We start from the raw sequence: 15,102 nt of genomic DNA on the forward strand, positions 1-15,102 counted from the left end.
TGGGAAGCTGCGAGACTCCCGCGGGAATGGATTGGCTGGCGAGACCCCACAGTGCGAAGCACGAGGAGGCTTGCCGTCATCCCCGCAGGAAAGCGAGTTGCTTCCCAGCCACCCCTGACGATCGACACGGCAAACGAACCCCGAGACATCTCGAAATCGAGCCTTACACAATCCTGCCATATTGTTTAATAAGCATAAATCAATACCCACATGTAGCGAACTCATTTGGATAAAAATTGAAACGATTCCCTGCCCATACTCGTATATAAATCAAAATAGGCGGAGGTGTCGGCATGGGAGTGGTATTGGACGTGAAGAATTGCAGTGTTGATATCCAAAAAGAAAGAATCTTGAGGGATATCAGTTTTCATGTGAAAAAAAGCGAAATCATGGCATTGGTCGGTCATAATGGGGCGGGAAAGTCAACACTGATGAAAACGATGATCGGTTCGCGGGAAAAAATCACTGGAACATTATCCATTGCTGGAAATGACCAGGAAAAGCAATATAAAGCGTACAAAAGGAATTTTACATACATACCGGAAGAGCCGCTTTTGTTTAACGAATTGACAGTCTATCATCACTTTAAACTTTACCAAAAGAGTTATTCTGTTCACGAAGGCGTTTTTGACAGCCGAGTAAAAACATATACCGAAGGGTTTGAATTGAAGGACAAGCTGGATGAATACCCGGAAGCTCTATCCAAAGGGATGCGGCAGAAAGTCCAGACGATTTGTGCTCTCATTCCTGATGTCCCTGTTTTATTCATTGATGAGCCATTTATGGGACTGGATGTGTATGCAGGTCGCTTCCTTGAGGAAGAGTTAGTAAGGAAAAAAGTGCAGGGGGCCAGTATTGTATTGACTACACACCAACTGGAGAAGGTTTCTGAACTAGCTGATCGCTATGTCATGCTCGTTGAGGGTAAAGTCTCTTCTTCGGGGGATGTGTCAGAATTTCACGAGTTGGAAAGAAGGTCGACATGATGGAGCCTATGACGACATATTCGGTGTATAAATGGCTGAGAAAGAAAAGAAGGAAGAAGAAGTTTGATATTTATAAACAGACCTACCATATGGTTGTGGATCCCGTCATGGTTTTTTATAGCGGATTGTTCGTCATCTTTTGTTTGTTCATCGGTTATGACTGGCTGCAAGAGTTGATTACTCTTTTTGATGGAAGGGGATCGTTCATAGCTCCTTACGCTTTTTTCCTTCCTTTTTTGGCAATCATTAGTGCGGCGGTCACTTCTTTTACAGACCCTGGCATTCGTTTCACATCTTCAGAACTTCAGCTTAGTTTTCTGCCTCACTCAAGAAAGCGACTTCTCACCTATTTGTTTTTAGAAAAGTACATCGTTCAACTCTTGATCATCCTGGCTGTCCCTCTTCCGTTTGCGCTTGTCTTGATGTCGTGGGAGTCTGCCGCTCTTTGGGTATCGCTTCTACTTTTTAGTTATCCTTTATCTTTATGGTTGCAGTGGAATCTATTTTCGCTGTCTTCCGTCCATAAAATGAGTGTTGCCATATTCAGCGCAGCTCTTTCCTTTTTATTTTTCCTTGGCTATCCTGTCATGCTCCTCTACCTAGGTTTATCCGTACTGATTTTAGTATTTTTCATACGTCAAGAAGAGGTGGACTGGGGGAGAGTCATCGACATAAATGATGCGCGTGTGTGGAACATGTGGTTGGTCGGGTATTTCACCGAGGTGAATATAAAGCCGCCGAAAAGATTCGGGATCACCAAGTCGATTTGGAAAAAGAAGAGAGGACGTCATTATTCTGTGCGGCACCTGTATGGACGGATATGGACGGGGTATTTTCAAAAGTCGGCGGATGTGATTTGGAAAACGATTCCGACGGTTTGTTTGATTATTCTTGTCATTCCGATGAGGGTCGATTGGATGTTAATGTTCACACTGCCCATCGCTATTGTCGTCTATCATGAAGTAGCAGGGGGGCTTTTTTCAGATGTGGAGAATGTTTTTCATTCTCTGCCGCTCGAAGAGGAAAGCTGTAAAAGCAGCTACTTGAAATGGGTGTATTTCGGGTTTCTGCCTGTGTTCATCTCCTTTGTCACTATTCAAATTGTTCTTGGTGAATCGTTGGGAGCTATTGGGATGCAATTAATCGCAATACTCTTGTTCGTTTATGTAGATCTTGCCCGAGTCATCAACGAACGCTTGATGATGGTCCAAAAGGAAAATTTCTACCGTGAAGAGTGGAGAAGAGTGGCAAGTTTGATGCTGCTGGGTGCTGGGGTGTATCATCCTTTGTTCTTACTCGCGGTTCCACTTGTTGTTTTTAAGCTCGGCCGATCGGGCGGGAGAGAGCTGATTTCATAAAAAAGACCCTCTGGTTCATCACAGAGGATCAATCCAAGCGATTATGCTCAGCGAAGGCGATAAATGATTTTTCATCTTCTATTAAACCGCACGCTCCGCATTGGACTTTTACTTGTGGTCCTTTGTAGGCCATGTGAAAAGGGTCCATATTTTCTGATGAGTAACTCTCATCTGGTTCACCTGTTCTTGGATTCATTTTGACAGCTTTCGCTTCTTGTTCGATTAAGTTAAAACGGGAGCGATTAGTCTTACAGTTGGGACATAGATAAGGCTGCATGTTTGTCCACCTCCATTTTTACGTTTCCCATGTTTATGAAAAATATGAACAGGATCGTGAAAATCAGGGAATGCCCTAATATCCGTTCTGCCTTTTTGAAGGTATGATGATAGTAAGATTACGTGTGATCGAGGTGGAATAGGATGAAGGAGACAATGAAACTTCCAGCGGATGAAATCATCCAAATGTATGAAACAATGTTACATGATTTATCTTATGATCTTCATGAAAGGTATAGTCACCTTTTGACAGGGCTGCTCCATCAAATGGACCAGGAAGGAGGCTCATCAAAATCTGCTCTTTTGTTGACTCATATTATTGATGATATGAGAAGTAAATCGAATGAGTCCACTCCCCTATCCCTTGCTAAAAGAGGGGTGGTTCCTGCCATAAGGCAATTTGGTAAAGAAATAGAACATCGATTTGGCGTAACTGTAAGCCTTTTGACCGAAAGAGAATCACTTTCTATAGATCAACGGATTCTATTCCGGTTGATTCAACAAACCATCCTCATGATCGTTGAGAATGCAGATACCGATGCAATCGACATCCATATGGAAGAGGATTCTGTAACGTTTCGTTTCCTTTCCCCACATGAACAGATCGATGTGGATGAAAAGGGTTTTCTTTGTCTTATACAGAAAAGAACAGGTATGGAATTAAAAATCGAACAGAGGTCAGGGCAGTGGTTTTGGATCTATTTCAAGAAGAGGGGGAATAAGGATGATTTCCATTGTGATCGTTGATGACCACGCCGTCGTCCGTTCTGGATTACGGATGCTCTTGAATGCGGTGGATGATTTTGAAGTCGCAGGTGAAGCCTCAGAAGGGGATGAAGCTTTTGCTCAAGTAGAGGAAAAGCGTCCGAACGTCGTCTTAATGGATTTGTCGATGCCGCACGGAAAAGACGGGCTATCAGCGACATCAGAAATAAAGAAACAATTCCCTGATACGCACATCCTTATTTTGACGATGCATGATGATGAAGAGTATTTGTTTCGGGCGATTGAACTTGGTGCATCCGGGTGTATTTTAAAGAATGCTCCTCATGAAGAGCTTTTAAAAGCCATTCGTCAAGTAGCGGAGGGCGATGCTTACCTGTATCCATCAGCGACGAAACGGTTGATGGAAGACTACATGAACAAACTGAAAAACGGTACGACGTCGGACTCTTATCGTTTGCTGACGGACAGGGAACGGGAAGTGTTGGCCCTTGTCGCGAAAGGATTCGCCAATAAAGATATTGCTGAAAAACTAGTCATTAGTGTCAAAACGGTCGAAGCTCATAAGGCGCATGTAATGGAAAAATTACAGCTCAAGACCCGGCCTGAACTAGTAGAGTATGCCTGGAAGAAAGGATTGCTTGGATATTCTCTATAAAGGGGATGAACGTGTGAGGCGATCGTTAGAAGAACTTTGTACAAAAGTTGCAGCAGAAACAGAGGCATCCTTAGTTGCCATTGCGGAGTATCATTCCCCATCCCAGGGGGTCAGGTGGACATATGCTGATCGCCCGCTGAATGAACGGTATAAGCGAATGAATGTCATGTACGGAAAAGGGGTAGCAGGCAGAGTCCTGCAAACAGGGACAGCTTTCAGGTGTGAAAATGTTGCAGACTTACCGTTGCCGCTCAGGGAGTATCCCATTGTATTATCTGAAAAAATACGTGCTTTTGTAGCGCTACCGATCATCACTCCATCTCTTTTCGGGGCTGTTGTTTTCATTGCTTATCGTTCCCCTCATGCTTTGCCAGACAAGAAGGTGTGTGACCGGGTGTCATCTTATATACAAGCTTATTTTCAAGAAAGGGAGGCGGTGGAATGAAAAAAGAAACGCTTTCACCTATCCTTCCCGGCCGAAGGGAAGGATTTTTGATTGTAAGAGAAGACGGCGTTGTTACGTGCTTCAATGGTCGGGCTGAGGACTTATTTCAACGGAGTCGAGAGGAAGCGGAGCTGGGAGATTTGTTTCTTCACTTGTCCCTCGACGATCTACATAACTGTGAAAAAGGCGTCCTTCTGGAGCATTACATTACCCCACAGGGGGAGAACCCCTCGCCGGTTATCTTAGTTGTTCACGATTCGGTCTTCTCTGATACCCGGTACTTTTATATTACGATTCAAAATCTTGCGGAAAGAAGTACCCTTGATCGTGAAAGTTATGAACCATTCAAAGAACTGTTGGATATTAAGTATGCGTTGGATGAATCTTCCATTGTTGCTCTAACAGATAAGAGGGGAAGAATAAGGTATGTAAACAAAAAATTTTCAGAGATATCGAAGTACGAGGTTGAGGAATTGATTGGTCAGGATCACCGTTTATTAAATTCCGGATACCATTCGAAAGAATTTTTCAAGGAGCTGTGGCGTACCATTGGCACCGGCCATGTATGGAAAGGAGAGATCCGAAACAAAGCAAAGGATGGATCCTTTTATTGGGTCGATACAACGATTGTCCCTTTTCTAGACGAAAATGGAAAGCCCTATCAATATTTAGCCATACGAAATGAAATCACGGAACGGAAGCGTGTGGAACAAGAGCTCCAACATATGATGACAAGGATCATTGATGTACAGGAAAATGAGCGGAAACATGTATCGAGAGAACTGCATGACGGTATCGGCCAGGAGTTATACAGCCTGCTCATTACCGTTCAAAGGCTGGAAAAAGAATTCACGCACCCATTGATTGACCAAATGACCACAGACATCAGCCACTTGATTCAAAGTGTAAGGGATATGTCCTGGGAACTCAGGCCCTCCGCATTGGATGAACTAGGACTGATGCCTGCGGTACGCTCGTTCATTAATCGATTAGAAAAATCATATGGATTGAATGTGGCTTTTCAATCAGACGTCCGTTGCCGCTTGTCCCCTGATGTCGAAACAAGCATTTACCGAATCATCCAGGAAGCGCTGACTAATGTAAGGAAATACGCGGATGTGGAGGAAGCGAAGGTTCTGATAAAAGAAGAAGAGAGCGTTCTATTTATTGAGATCTCCGATGAAGGAAACGGTTTCTCCGTTGCTCGTTCCAATAAAGGCGTAGGATTGTTCAGTATGGAAGAAAGGGCCCGTGCCGTAGGTGGCGCACTCTCCATCAGATCAGCCGAAAACAAAGGAACTACAATCTATGTGAAGATCCCCTTAGAAGTCTGAGAATAAATCAGACTTCTTTTTTTATGCTATATTCTTTCAATTTTTTTCGAAATACTGGTCATTTTAGAATAGTTATTCAACTTTTTGGCAGGATTGTTGAAGACTCGGTTTCAAGATGTTCTTGGGGTTCGTTTACGGTGTTGAGTGTTAGGGGTGTTTGGGAAGCAGCTCGCTTTCCTGCGGGGATGACGGCAAGCCTCCTCGTGCTTCGCACTGTGGGGTCTCGCCAGTCAATCCATTCCCGCGGGAGTCTCGCAGCTTCCCAACCACCCCATTCCATGAAGGTGAGAAACGAACCCCGCTACTGTGTGGGGGGTCTTCCACTATCCTTGTGTTATATGCATAAAGCGCTACATAACAAGCTTTCCGCACCCAGAATAGAGTGTCTGCAAGTTCGTACCCTCCATTAAATCTGTGCATAAAAGCAGCATATTCTGGAAGTGGTTTCGAGACACTTATATGGCAAAGGGGCGGAGGGAAACGGTGAGACTCCTATGGGACGTGTGGGACAGGTGAGACCCCGGAAGGCGTAGCCTGAGGAGGCTCACCGCCCGCCCCATGGAAAGCGAACCTTTTCCCGTAGCCCCTAAACTCACACATAAGTCTCGAAACTGAGTCTTTCACAAACGGGAGCGTTTGTTGAATAAGAGTGTTGGGTGATTTTATTGAGCTTAAAAAACGGAATAGGGGATTTCGCTTTTTAAGATGAGGGGATTCCCCAATATTTTATTTCCCTTGCGCTCGATACAATAAAAGTAGATCAAATGAAGGGAAGAGGGGGCGGAATGGTTATGAAGAAACAGGAGGATCAAACAGATTTGAAGGGGACCCTTGTGAGTGTTCTGGCCGTTGGGGCCATCATCATAATCATGTGGGTGAGTATTTACTTTTTATATATCCAACGGTTATAGGAGGGGAAAGGCATGCATTTACACAAGTATGAAAAAATATGGCTTATTTTCGGAATTATGGCATTAATCATCTTTTTATCCGTCGTTGGCGTCAGTGCCTTTCATCAAGGACATACACCATCAGGAGGGCATAAGAAAATCGATCCTGAAAAGGTGTCTGAAACGGCTCCTTTCGATCAACCAGGGGTGCACGAAAAAGAAGATGGCACCTATGAAGTGGTCATGGTGGGCAAAGCTTTTGGGTACGATCCTGGAAAAATCCAAGTACCTGCTGGAAAAGAGATCATGTTTACTGTTACAAGTTCAGATGTCGTTCACAGTTTTTCTATCGTAGGGACAAACGTGAACATGATGGTTGTGCCGGGGGAAATCAACCATAAAAAGCATACGTTCCAAGAGCCTGGTACGTATCTGGTCATTTGTAATGAGTATTGTGGATCCGGCCACCATTTTATGAGTACAGAAATCGAGGTGGTTGAACAATGATGATCGGACAAATAGCAAAGGGAGAACGGAAACTTGCCCTGGCGAACTTAGGTTTTGCTTACGCGGCTTTCTTAATAGGAACACTTTGTGGTTTGCTGCAGGTGTTTATAAGGAATGATGCTCTTACATTACCTGGGTGGTTGGATTATTACCAAGTATTAACGGCTCACGGTTTACTGCTTGCGATCGTCTTCACGACATTTTTCATTTTTGCATTTTTCCAGGCAGGGATGAGTCGGACGCTTGGGTCGTTCGGTCCTAAAGTCCTTTTATGGAACTGGATCGGATTTATTGTTACTTCTTTAGGTACTCTTTTGGTTGTCATCATGGTGATCGGAGGTCAGGCTTCTGTCCTTTATACCTTTTATGCTCCTTTACAGGCTCACGGACTGTTTTATGTAGGCCTCGCCTTATTTGTCATCGGTACATGGATTCAAGGCTTTGCCTTAGTTGGTCATTATCAGCTATGGCGAAAACAGCATAAAGGAGAGCTCAGTCCGTTATTTGCTTTCATGACGGTGGCAACTATTATTCTATGGGTCATCGCCTGTCTTGGTGTTGTAGCAGCTGTTCTGTTTCAATTCATTCCTTGGGCATTCGGTATGGTGGACGGAATCAACGTGGAATTGAGCCGTTCATTGTTCTGGTATTTTGGTCACCCGCTCGTGTACTTTTGGTTACTGCCAGCGTATATGGCGTGGTATGTGATCGTACCGAAAATTCTTGGAACAAAAGTTTTCAGTGATTCGCTTGCGAGGTTATCGTTCGTATTGTTTATCCTTTTCTCGATTCCTGTCGGTTTCCACCATCAGTTGACAGAGCCCGGGATCGCAAGCTTCTGGAAGTTTCTCCAAACGGTGTTGACGTTTATGGTCATCATTCCTTCTCTGATGACAGCTTTCTCTATGTTTGCCACGTTTGAGTTGCGGGGCAGGGAACTTGGAGGGAAAGGTTTGTTCGGCTGGTTCCGGAAGTTACCGTGGAAGGATGTTCGATTTACTTCTATCTTTATCGCCATGGCTTTCTTCATCCCTGGAGGAGCAGGTGGAATTATTAATGCAAGTTTCCAAATGAATGAAGTGATCCACAACACGCTATGGGTCGTGGGACACTTTCATATTACGGTCGGAACACCCGTAGCCATGACTTTCTTCGGTCTCACGTTTTGGTTGATCCCTTACTTGACCGGACGACGTTTTACAAAGGCCCTGCAAAAGCTCGCCTTTATTCAAATCATTTCATGGTCGGTGGGGATGCTTCTCATGAGTACGGCCCAGCATGTATTGGGGTTGATGGGAGCGCCGAGACGTACGGCCTATACAGGATATGCGCATGATGATGCGCTCGCGTGGTTTGATGGAGTTTTATCCAATCATGTGACGATGGCTGTCGGTGGATCTATTCTCTTTTTGTCGGCCTCATTACTAATATTCATTGTCATCCAATTGTGGTGGATGGCGCCTAAAGCTGACGTTCATCAAGCAGAATCGTTTCCGATCGCACCCAGTGATGCTTCTGCTACGCCAAGATTTTTGGAAAATTGGAAGCTTTGGATCGGCATCGCCTTTGTACTCATCGCTGTTGCTTACACGATTCCTTTAGCAGATCTCATCCAACATGCACCACCGGGTTCAGGAAGGTTCCAAACCTGGTAGGAGAGGAGGTAACAATATGTCATTCGCATTTGCATTCACAGTCGCGTGCATTCCGCTATTCATTATTGTTAGTACCATTCTCGTAGATTTACAAACGGAAGAATAAGAAAAGAACGTCGTGTCTAATCACGGCGTCCTTTTCATTTCCCAGGAAATAAGAGATTACGAGGCTGCTGGTTGCGTATCTTCTTTAATATATCTTGCCTGAATCAGTCGTTTTCTGACGATAATCCCAATCCAGCTTGCAAGAAAAGCTTTAATGAGTCCCACCGCGATAAAAGGATAGACGCCAGCGGCAAGGGCCTGGTTCCAAGTCATATCGAGAACAAACTTCAACTGAATCGTTCCACAAAGCAATGTAATGATCATACCTGTCACATTCGCAACAATCGCCATGGGTAAGTTAAAGGACGTCTTCTCTAAAATATATCCTGTGATGAATGCTGTTAAAATGAAGCCGAATATGTAACCTCCGGTCGGTCCTGCCAAAACTTGAGCTCCCCCGCTGAACCCCGCGAAAACAGGGAGTCCAACAGCCCCTAAAGCCGCATAACCAACCATCGCAACAGCTCCCTGTCTGCTTCCTAGAATAGTAGCTGTGAGGCCAACGGCTAAAGTTTGTCCACTGATGGGTACAATGGGAAGTGGGATTTCGATTTGAGCCATAATTGCTGTCAGTGCGGCAAACAATGCTCCGTTTACAATGAATCTTAATTTTTTACTTTGTGGCGACATACTTCACACTCCTTTGTTAACCATTTATAAATATAAGTTAACATAAAACGAGGGGAATGCGTTAAGAGATTCATAACATTTTTCCTTATATAGGAAAAATGGCGGAAGAATAGGTATTGAGCTTCATTTTTTTGTAACTAAGCATTGATATCAACGGTGCAAATGTGTCAGAGTTTTTAAACAATCTATAAGATGGTACAAAAAAGATTTGATATGAGGTAGAATAGGGTAATGTAAAATTAACGGAGGTTTTACAATGTTTACAAACAATAAATATATAAATAAAAAAACTGGTTTAAAACTACTAGTCTACCTATTTGTTATCGGACTTTTTTGGTTGAAAATGAACTATATACAGACAAGCATTTTTTCACTGAATGTGGAAAATACCAATGAAGCAAACATTCTGGCATTTAATCCACTGAGCAGTATTTTTCTCATCTTCGGATTGGGGATCTTGCTTGTCGGACGTCGGGGAATGTTCGTTTCCTATATCTTAGGTTCCATTCTTTTATACGTAAATGTTCTCTTTTATAGAGAATATAACGATTTTATAACGATCCCGATGTTAAACCAGGTGGCGAACCTCGCGGACCTCGGAGGCAGTATCACGACGATTATGAGTCCTGTTGATGCCTTGTTGTTTGTGGATGTTCTCATTGCAGCTTTTCTATTATTCTATTTGAAACCTTCACGTTTCCAGGCTTTCAAGCCGAAGCGCAGAGAAGGAATCGTTCTTGCCATCGTTGCTATTCCTTTGTTCATGATCAACTTGCAGTGGGCAGAACAAGAACGTACGGACCTTTTAGAGCGTACGTTCGACCGTAACATGCTCGTTAAGTATATCGGTGTCATCAATTACCATGTCTATGATGTAGTGTTGCAAGGGAAAACCGAAATGAAAAAGACGCTGGCGGACAGTAACGAACTTGTACCGGTCATCAACTACTTGAACGAAAATAAATCTGAAGACAGCGATCGTTTAGAAGGTGTCGCAGAAGGTAAAAACGTGATCATGCTTTCTCTTGAAAGTACACAGACATTCGTTGTCGACAACACGTTGCACGGTGAAGAGTTGACTCCTTATTTTAATGATTTGAAAGAAGAAGGCATTTACTTTGATAATTTCTATCACCAAGTAAAGCAGGGACGTACGTCAGACTCTGAGTTTTTACTTGCGAACTCCATGTATCCATTGAACCGTGGCGCTGTTTTCTTTACTCATTCATCGAATGAATACGAAGGATTGCCGGGTTTACTTGGAGAAAATGGCTATTTTACCAACTCCATGCACGCGAATGATAAAACATTCTGGAACCGAAATGTAATGTATGACTCTCTAGGCTATGACGAATTCTTTTCCAAAGAAGATTACACTGTAACTCCGGAAAAATCTCATGGCTGGGGTTATCTTGATGAATATTTCTTCGAAGATTCATTGAACATGATGAAAGAAATGGACAAACCTTTCTACTCGAAGTTGATTACGTTGACGAACCACTATCCATTCACACTTCCTGAAGAGCAAAAGTTCATCGAAGAAGGGGAGACGGGCAGTGGTACGTTGAACCGTTACTTCCAAACGATCCGTTATCAGGATGAAGCACTGAAGAAATTCGTTGAAGACTTCAAGAATTCAGAGCTTTATGATGATACGATTCTTGTCATTTATGGTGATCACTTCGGAATTTCTGAAAACCACCAAGAAGCGATGGGCGAGTATTTAGATAAAGAAATAAATGAGTTTGAGCAGTTCCAGTTGCAGCGTGTTCCAATGTTGATTTACGGAAAAGGAATTGACGCTGAGAAAAACCATACCGTTGGTGGTCAAGTCGACCTTCGTCCAACATTGACGAACTTGTTGGGAATTCAAGATGATAATCCGATTCAATTCGGGCACGACCTGCTTGATAAAGATCGTCGTCAATTGATGATTACCCGTGATGGTAACTTTGCCAGTGAAGAATATGTTGGTATTCAAGGAACCTGCTATGATCGTGAGACAGGGGAAGAGCTGGAAGCTGACCTTTGTAATGAAGGGTTCGAGAAGGCTCAAGAGGAATTGGAGATGTCTGATTCAATCATCTATGGTGACTTGCTGCGCTACCTGGATGAAACCGAGATGGTCCAAAGCGAGAGCAATGAACCGAACCAAAATAAACAAGAACAATAATTGTAACCCTCTCTCCTTTAGAAGGAGAGAGGGTTTTTTATGAGGCGATATCTACAGTTTTTTATGGGTGAAAGCCCCTTAAGACAAGGCGGGTCTAATCAAGTTTACTGTCCTTATTCTTAGAGAAAAACGTGTAAAGGATGTAAATGACAAAGAAGATGACGACGGCTAGTTTTCCTGTTCTGTAGCCAATATCCCCGGCTATGAAGTCGTAAATGAAAAAGCCTGCTAAAATTAGACCTGCAATGATGAATATCAATACCTTCCATTTTGAGCTCATTTATTTCCTCCTATCTTTTTGTTCAATACCCCGTCCGCTGTTATTTAATCCATTTTATGGAATAGTTTAGGCGTGGAAATCGATGAAAAAGCAAGCGTATGGATAGACAGTAGGGAAATGAGCGAGCCATGAGCATATAAAAAGAGCAGAGACCCTGTAGAGTCCTGCTCTTTTTGTATTATGCTCAGTATTAGAAGATATCCATCCATACCTTGATCGTCGTTCCTAAGATCAATAGGGCGAGGATGGTCTGTAGAACCTTTGTGTTCACTTTCTTGCCGGCCATTGCGCCCAGTGGTGCAGCAATTAAACTTGCCACAACCATGATTGCTGCTGGAAAGTATTCAACCTGACCTGTTGTCACTTTTCCGACAGTCGCTCCGATGGATGAAATCAACGTAATAGCAAGAGAAGATGCAATCGTCATCCGTGTCGGGATCTTAAGCACAACAAGCATAATCGGTACCAATAAGAAAGCACCTGCGGCACCAACAATCCCTGCTCCCACTCCCACGATAAGTGCGAGAATGGCAGCTAAAGGTTTGTTAAAGGTGACCTCATCCAATGGTTTGTCATCAATACCTTTTTTCGGTACGAACATCATGACTGTCGCAATTAAAGCAAGGACACCGTAAACAATATTGATGCCGTCTTCAGCCATAAACCTTGATCCATATCCTCCAATGAAGCTACCAATCAAAATACTGACACCCATATATAAAATGAGTGTTTTGTTAAGGTAACCGCCTTTGCGGTAGGCCCAAACACCACCGATGGTGGCGAAAAAGACCTGTACGGCACTGATGCCGGATACTTCATGGGCAGTAAAAGCTGTAAAACCAACGAGCGGCGGAATATAAAGCAGCATTGGATATTTGATGATGGACCCGCCGATCCCGAGCATTCCGGATATATAAGAACCTATGAAGCCGATAAGAAAGATCGTGATGATTAATCCGAATTCCATAGTTGTTTACCTCCTATAAAAAAGGGAACCGTTGCAGGTTCCCTTTATTCCATAATGATTCAATCAGGTGATTCCTGATTATTCTCCCTTTTTAATCCAGAACTTGAATACGCCGTTGTCTTCTTCTGTTTGTAGAAGTTCATGACCACCGGACTTCGCCCATGCAGTCAAGTCTGCTTTTGCTCCTTGATCTGTTGCATGGATTTCAAGTACTTCTCCAGCTTCGATGTCTTTCATTGCTTTCTTTGTTTTCACGATTGGCATTGGGCAAGCTAGTCCTGTTGCATCAAGTGTTTTTGTTACGTTCATAATTGAATACCTCCAAATGTTTAATGATTGATTAGGGTGAGCCCGGCTTCCCCGGGCTCAAGAGTTTTTATCTTACAGCACAACGGTTCGGGCCGATTTCCATTTCACGCTGTTCTTCATTGTCCGGGCTGATTTTACCCATGTTTGTTTCACGGATTTCCTGATAAGCGTTCGGTTGAGGTGGCAGGTTTTCTGTCACCATTTTTCTGAACTCATCTTGATCATCGATGTTCAAGCCATGGTTCTTTTCAAATAGGGTACCTAGTTTTTCAGCGACGGTACCGTCTTCGTTCAACTCATCCATGATCATGAAGTGAGCCGGAAGGACGATTAGCTCGTCAGAAAGCTCTTTATATCGTGTATAAAGGGTTTCTCTCAGATCCATGACCCAGTCATCTGCTTTACCAGCAAGGTCCGGACGTCCGATAGAGTCGATGAACAGAATGTCACCTGTCATCAAGTATTGATCATCAACGACGAAAGAAGTAGATCCTTTCGTGTGGCCAGGAGAATACAACGCATGAATATCAATGTTTGTATTTCCTACAGTGACATGGTCACCATCGCGAAGTGGTTGGTAATCGAATGTCACTTCACCAGCATCTTCTGGAGGCAGCCAGTACTTGGCACCTGTTTGTTCAGCGATTTTGCGTCCCCCGGAAATGTGGTCGGCGTGCAAGTGCGTATCAAAAACGTTCGTGATTTTTACACCAAGTTCTTTAGCAAAATCAACATAAACATCTGTCATTCTAGTAGAGTCGATGATTGCTGCTTCTCCGTTAGATACGACCATGTAGGAAAGACAGCCTTTACCGATACGTACGAACTGATAAAGCTCGCCGCCATCTTTCAAGTCATTGACTTTAATCGGCTCCAAGTGCTCACTCCAGGCTTTCATGCCGCCTTCTACGGAGTAAACATTTTCGAATCCTTCTTCCACAAGCATTTCAGCAACCATTTGAGAAGAGCCGCCTTTGGCACAAACAACCGCAATCTCTTTGTCTTTTGGCAGCTGATCTACGATTTCCTCGACACCATCAAGGAGATCGAAATAAGGAATGTTCAAGTAAGCAAAGTTTTCGCCTTCGATTTTCCAGTCCTGATACGCATCTTCTGTTCGTACATCAAGAAGGAATAGTTCTTCATTATTCAACACTTTATTAGTAATTTCTTTTACCGTCATGTTTTTAACAGTCATCTTATTACCTCCTAGGGTATTAATTTTAGTAAAAAAATATAGAATTAAAGCTTTGTCGTTTCTCCATTCCAGCCACTCATGCCTGGAACGACATTATAAACATTCTCAAAACCTTTTTCTGTAAGCTTCTGTGCAGCAAGATCACTACGGCTTCCTGTTCGACATACGATATAAACGTTTTTCGAACGATCCAGTTCATCTGCACGTTCATCAAGTTCACCAAGTGGAATAGACGCTGCTTCAGGGATATGCTCAAAAGCATATTCAGCAGATTCGCGTACATCTAATACAAGGACGTCATCGTTTTTGCGAAGAGCATCCAAGTCTTCGTTGTTTACGACATTCGGGTGCTTTTTCTCTTGTTCTTCTTCACCGCTTGATTTGCGGACATAATGCTTGAGTACGTCTCCTTCTTCGATCGTACCCAAGTACTGATGACCTGCACTTTTCGCCCATGCTTCAAGGTCCGCTTTCGACCCTTTGTCTGTAGCTTGAATTTCAAGGACTTGACCAGCTTCGATGTCCTTCATTGTTTTCTTTGTCTTCACAATCGGCATCGGACATGCTAATCCTTTGGCATCTAACGTAAGATCTGTTTTCAGTTCCAT

General features: G+C 43.4%; 17 protein-coding genes. 10 read left to right on the forward strand and 7 right to left on the reverse strand.

Annotated elements, in window-relative coordinates; all coding sequences use genetic code 11:
• The first annotated feature begins 293 nt into the window (after nt 1–293).
• Together BLS23_RS19390 and BLS23_RS19395 are read left to right on the forward strand one after the other, a co-directional pair.
• On the forward strand, nt 294–986 hold the full coding sequence (locus tag BLS23_RS19390; RefSeq protein ID WP_089654662.1) for an ABC transporter ATP-binding protein: 693 nt from the start codon (nt 294–296) through the stop codon (nt 984–986).
• On the forward strand, nt 986–2,344 hold the full coding sequence (locus BLS23_RS19395; protein ID WP_089654663.1) for a hypothetical protein: 1,359 nt from the start codon (nt 986–988) through the stop codon (nt 2,342–2,344). Before BLS23_RS19390 ends, BLS23_RS19395 begins: the two co-directional genes overlap by 1 nt.
• A gap of 28 nt (nt 2,345–2,372) precedes the next feature.
• Here BLS23_RS19395 and BLS23_RS19400 read toward each other — a convergent pair whose 3' ends face one another.
• Nucleotides 2,373–2,621, reverse strand: a complete 249-nt coding sequence (locus tag BLS23_RS19400; protein WP_089654664.1) for a DNA alkylation repair protein — start codon at nt 2,619–2,621, stop codon at nt 2,373–2,375.
• A 143-nt stretch (nt 2,622–2,764) separates the two neighbouring features.
• Here BLS23_RS19400 and BLS23_RS19405 point away from each other — a divergent pair, with 143 nt between their 5' ends.
• From BLS23_RS19405 to BLS23_RS19435, 7 genes are all read left to right on the forward strand, one after another.
• Nucleotides 2,765–3,367: a sensor histidine kinase gene (locus BLS23_RS19405; protein WP_089654665.1), complete on the forward strand. Its 603-nt coding sequence runs from the start codon at nt 2,765–2,767 to the stop codon at nt 3,365–3,367.
• Nucleotides 3,345–4,001, forward strand: coding sequence for a response regulator transcription factor (locus BLS23_RS19410; RefSeq protein ID WP_089654666.1), 657 nt, complete (start codon nt 3,345–3,347; stop codon nt 3,999–4,001). The genes BLS23_RS19405 and BLS23_RS19410 overlap by 23 nt, the downstream gene beginning before the upstream one ends.
• Nucleotides 4,002–4,014: 13 nt before the next feature.
• Nucleotides 4,015–4,446 carry a GAF domain-containing protein gene (locus tag BLS23_RS19415; RefSeq protein ID WP_167356125.1) on the forward strand — a complete coding sequence of 144 codons (432 nt, stop codon included), beginning with the start codon at nt 4,015–4,017 and terminating at the stop codon, nt 4,444–4,446.
• Nucleotides 4,443–5,780, forward strand: a complete 1,338-nt coding sequence (locus BLS23_RS19420) for a PAS domain-containing sensor histidine kinase (protein WP_089654668.1) — start codon at nt 4,443–4,445, stop codon at nt 5,778–5,780. The genes BLS23_RS19415 and BLS23_RS19420 overlap by 4 nt, the downstream gene beginning before the upstream one ends.
• A 791-nt stretch (nt 5,781–6,571) precedes the next feature.
• The gene (locus tag BLS23_RS19425) at nt 6,572–6,691 is read left to right on the forward strand and encodes a cytochrome C oxidase subunit II (RefSeq protein ID WP_089654707.1); all 120 of its coding nucleotides are present in this window, start codon (nt 6,572–6,574) and stop codon (nt 6,689–6,691) included.
• A 12-nt stretch (nt 6,692–6,703) separates the two neighbouring features.
• Nucleotides 6,704–7,177 carry a cytochrome c oxidase subunit II gene (locus BLS23_RS19430; RefSeq protein ID WP_089654669.1) on the forward strand — a complete coding sequence of 158 codons (474 nt, stop codon included), beginning with the start codon at nt 6,704–6,706 and terminating at the stop codon, nt 7,175–7,177.
• A complete protein-coding gene (locus BLS23_RS19435; protein ID WP_089654670.1) occupies nt 7,174–8,832 on the forward strand; it encodes a b(o/a)3-type cytochrome-c oxidase subunit 1 in 1,659 nt (552 codons plus the stop codon). Before BLS23_RS19430 ends, BLS23_RS19435 begins: the two co-directional genes overlap by 4 nt.
• Nucleotides 8,833–8,994: 162 nt before the next feature.
• Here BLS23_RS19435 and BLS23_RS19440 read toward each other — a convergent pair whose 3' ends face one another.
• The gene (locus BLS23_RS19440) at nt 8,995–9,567 is read right to left on the reverse strand and encodes a biotin transporter BioY (RefSeq protein ID WP_089654671.1); all 573 of its coding nucleotides are present in this window, start codon (nt 9,565–9,567) and stop codon (nt 8,995–8,997) included.
• A gap of 256 nt (nt 9,568–9,823) precedes the next feature.
• On the opposite strand from BLS23_RS19440, the gene BLS23_RS19445 reads away from it, so the two are divergent.
• On the forward strand, nt 9,824–11,740 hold the full coding sequence (locus BLS23_RS19445; RefSeq protein WP_089654672.1) for an LTA synthase family protein: 1,917 nt from the start codon (nt 9,824–9,826) through the stop codon (nt 11,738–11,740).
• A 94-nt stretch (nt 11,741–11,834) separates the two neighbouring features.
• On the opposite strand, the gene BLS23_RS19450 is transcribed toward BLS23_RS19445, so the two are convergent.
• From BLS23_RS19450 to BLS23_RS19470, 5 genes are all read right to left on the reverse strand, one after another.
• Nucleotides 11,835–12,020 carry a hypothetical protein gene (locus BLS23_RS19450; protein WP_089654673.1) on the reverse strand — a complete coding sequence of 62 codons (186 nt, stop codon included), beginning with the start codon at nt 12,018–12,020 and terminating at the stop codon, nt 11,835–11,837.
• 190 nt (nt 12,021–12,210) lie between these two features.
• A complete protein-coding gene (locus BLS23_RS19455) occupies nt 12,211–12,987 on the reverse strand; it encodes a sulfite exporter TauE/SafE family protein (RefSeq protein WP_089654674.1) in 777 nt (258 codons plus the stop codon).
• 78 nt (nt 12,988–13,065) lie between these two features.
• Nucleotides 13,066–13,296: a sulfurtransferase TusA family protein gene (locus BLS23_RS19460; RefSeq protein ID WP_089654675.1), complete on the reverse strand. Its 231-nt coding sequence runs from the start codon at nt 13,294–13,296 to the stop codon at nt 13,066–13,068.
• A 67-nt stretch (nt 13,297–13,363) separates the two neighbouring features.
• Nucleotides 13,364–14,494, reverse strand: a complete 1,131-nt coding sequence (locus BLS23_RS19465; RefSeq protein WP_089654676.1) for an MBL fold metallo-hydrolase — start codon at nt 14,492–14,494, stop codon at nt 13,364–13,366.
• A gap of 44 nt (nt 14,495–14,538) precedes the next feature.
• Nucleotides 14,539–15,102 carry a sulfurtransferase TusA family protein gene (locus tag BLS23_RS19470; protein ID WP_089654677.1) on the reverse strand — a complete coding sequence of 188 codons (564 nt, stop codon included), beginning with the start codon at nt 15,100–15,102 and terminating at the stop codon, nt 14,539–14,541.

The organism is Halobacillus aidingensis, assembly GCF_900104185.1.
In the GTDB taxonomy this organism is placed as follows: Bacteria; Bacillota; Bacilli; order Bacillales; family Halobacillaceae; genus Halobacillus; species Halobacillus aidingensis.

Bases quoted from the DNA above. Each gene is read 5' to 3' on its own strand.
- BLS23_RS19390 (WP_089654662.1), top strand. From the start codon at position 294: ATGGGAGTGGTATTGGACGTGAAGAATTGCAGTGTTGATATCCAAAAA.
- BLS23_RS19395 (WP_089654663.1), top strand. From the start codon at position 986: ATGGAGCCTATGACGACATATTCGGTGTATAAATGGCTGAGAAAGAAA.
- BLS23_RS19400 (WP_089654664.1), bottom strand. From the start codon at position 2,621: ATGCAGCCTTATCTATGTCCCAACTGTAAGACTAATCGCTCCCGTTTT.
- BLS23_RS19405 (WP_089654665.1), top strand. From the start codon at position 2,765: ATGAAGGAGACAATGAAACTTCCAGCGGATGAAATCATCCAAATGTAT.
- BLS23_RS19410 (WP_089654666.1), top strand. From the start codon at position 3,345: ATGATTTCCATTGTGATCGTTGATGACCACGCCGTCGTCCGTTCTGGA.
- BLS23_RS19420 (WP_089654668.1), top strand. From the start codon at position 4,443: ATGAAAAAAGAAACGCTTTCACCTATCCTTCCCGGCCGAAGGGAAGGA.
- BLS23_RS19425 (WP_089654707.1), top strand. From the start codon at position 6,572: ATGAAGAAACAGGAGGATCAAACAGATTTGAAGGGGACCCTTGTGAGT.
- BLS23_RS19430 (WP_089654669.1), top strand. From the start codon at position 6,704: ATGCATTTACACAAGTATGAAAAAATATGGCTTATTTTCGGAATTATG.
- BLS23_RS19435 (WP_089654670.1), top strand. From the start codon at position 7,174: ATGATGATCGGACAAATAGCAAAGGGAGAACGGAAACTTGCCCTGGCG.
- BLS23_RS19440 (WP_089654671.1), bottom strand. From the start codon at position 9,567: ATGTCGCCACAAAGTAAAAAATTAAGATTCATTGTAAACGGAGCATTG.
- BLS23_RS19445 (WP_089654672.1), top strand. From the start codon at position 9,824: ATGTTTACAAACAATAAATATATAAATAAAAAAACTGGTTTAAAACTA.
- BLS23_RS19450 (WP_089654673.1), bottom strand. From the start codon at position 12,020: ATGAGCTCAAAATGGAAGGTATTGATATTCATCATTGCAGGTCTAATT.
- BLS23_RS19455 (WP_089654674.1), bottom strand. From the start codon at position 12,987: ATGGAATTCGGATTAATCATCACGATCTTTCTTATCGGCTTCATAGGT.
- BLS23_RS19460 (WP_089654675.1), bottom strand. From the start codon at position 13,296: ATGAACGTAACAAAAACACTTGATGCAACAGGACTAGCTTGCCCAATG.
- BLS23_RS19465 (WP_089654676.1), bottom strand. From the start codon at position 14,494: ATGACTGTTAAAAACATGACGGTAAAAGAAATTACTAATAAAGTGTTG.
- BLS23_RS19470 (WP_089654677.1), bottom strand. From the start codon at position 15,102: ATGGAACTGAAAACAGATCTTACGTTAGATGCCAAAGGATTAGCATGT.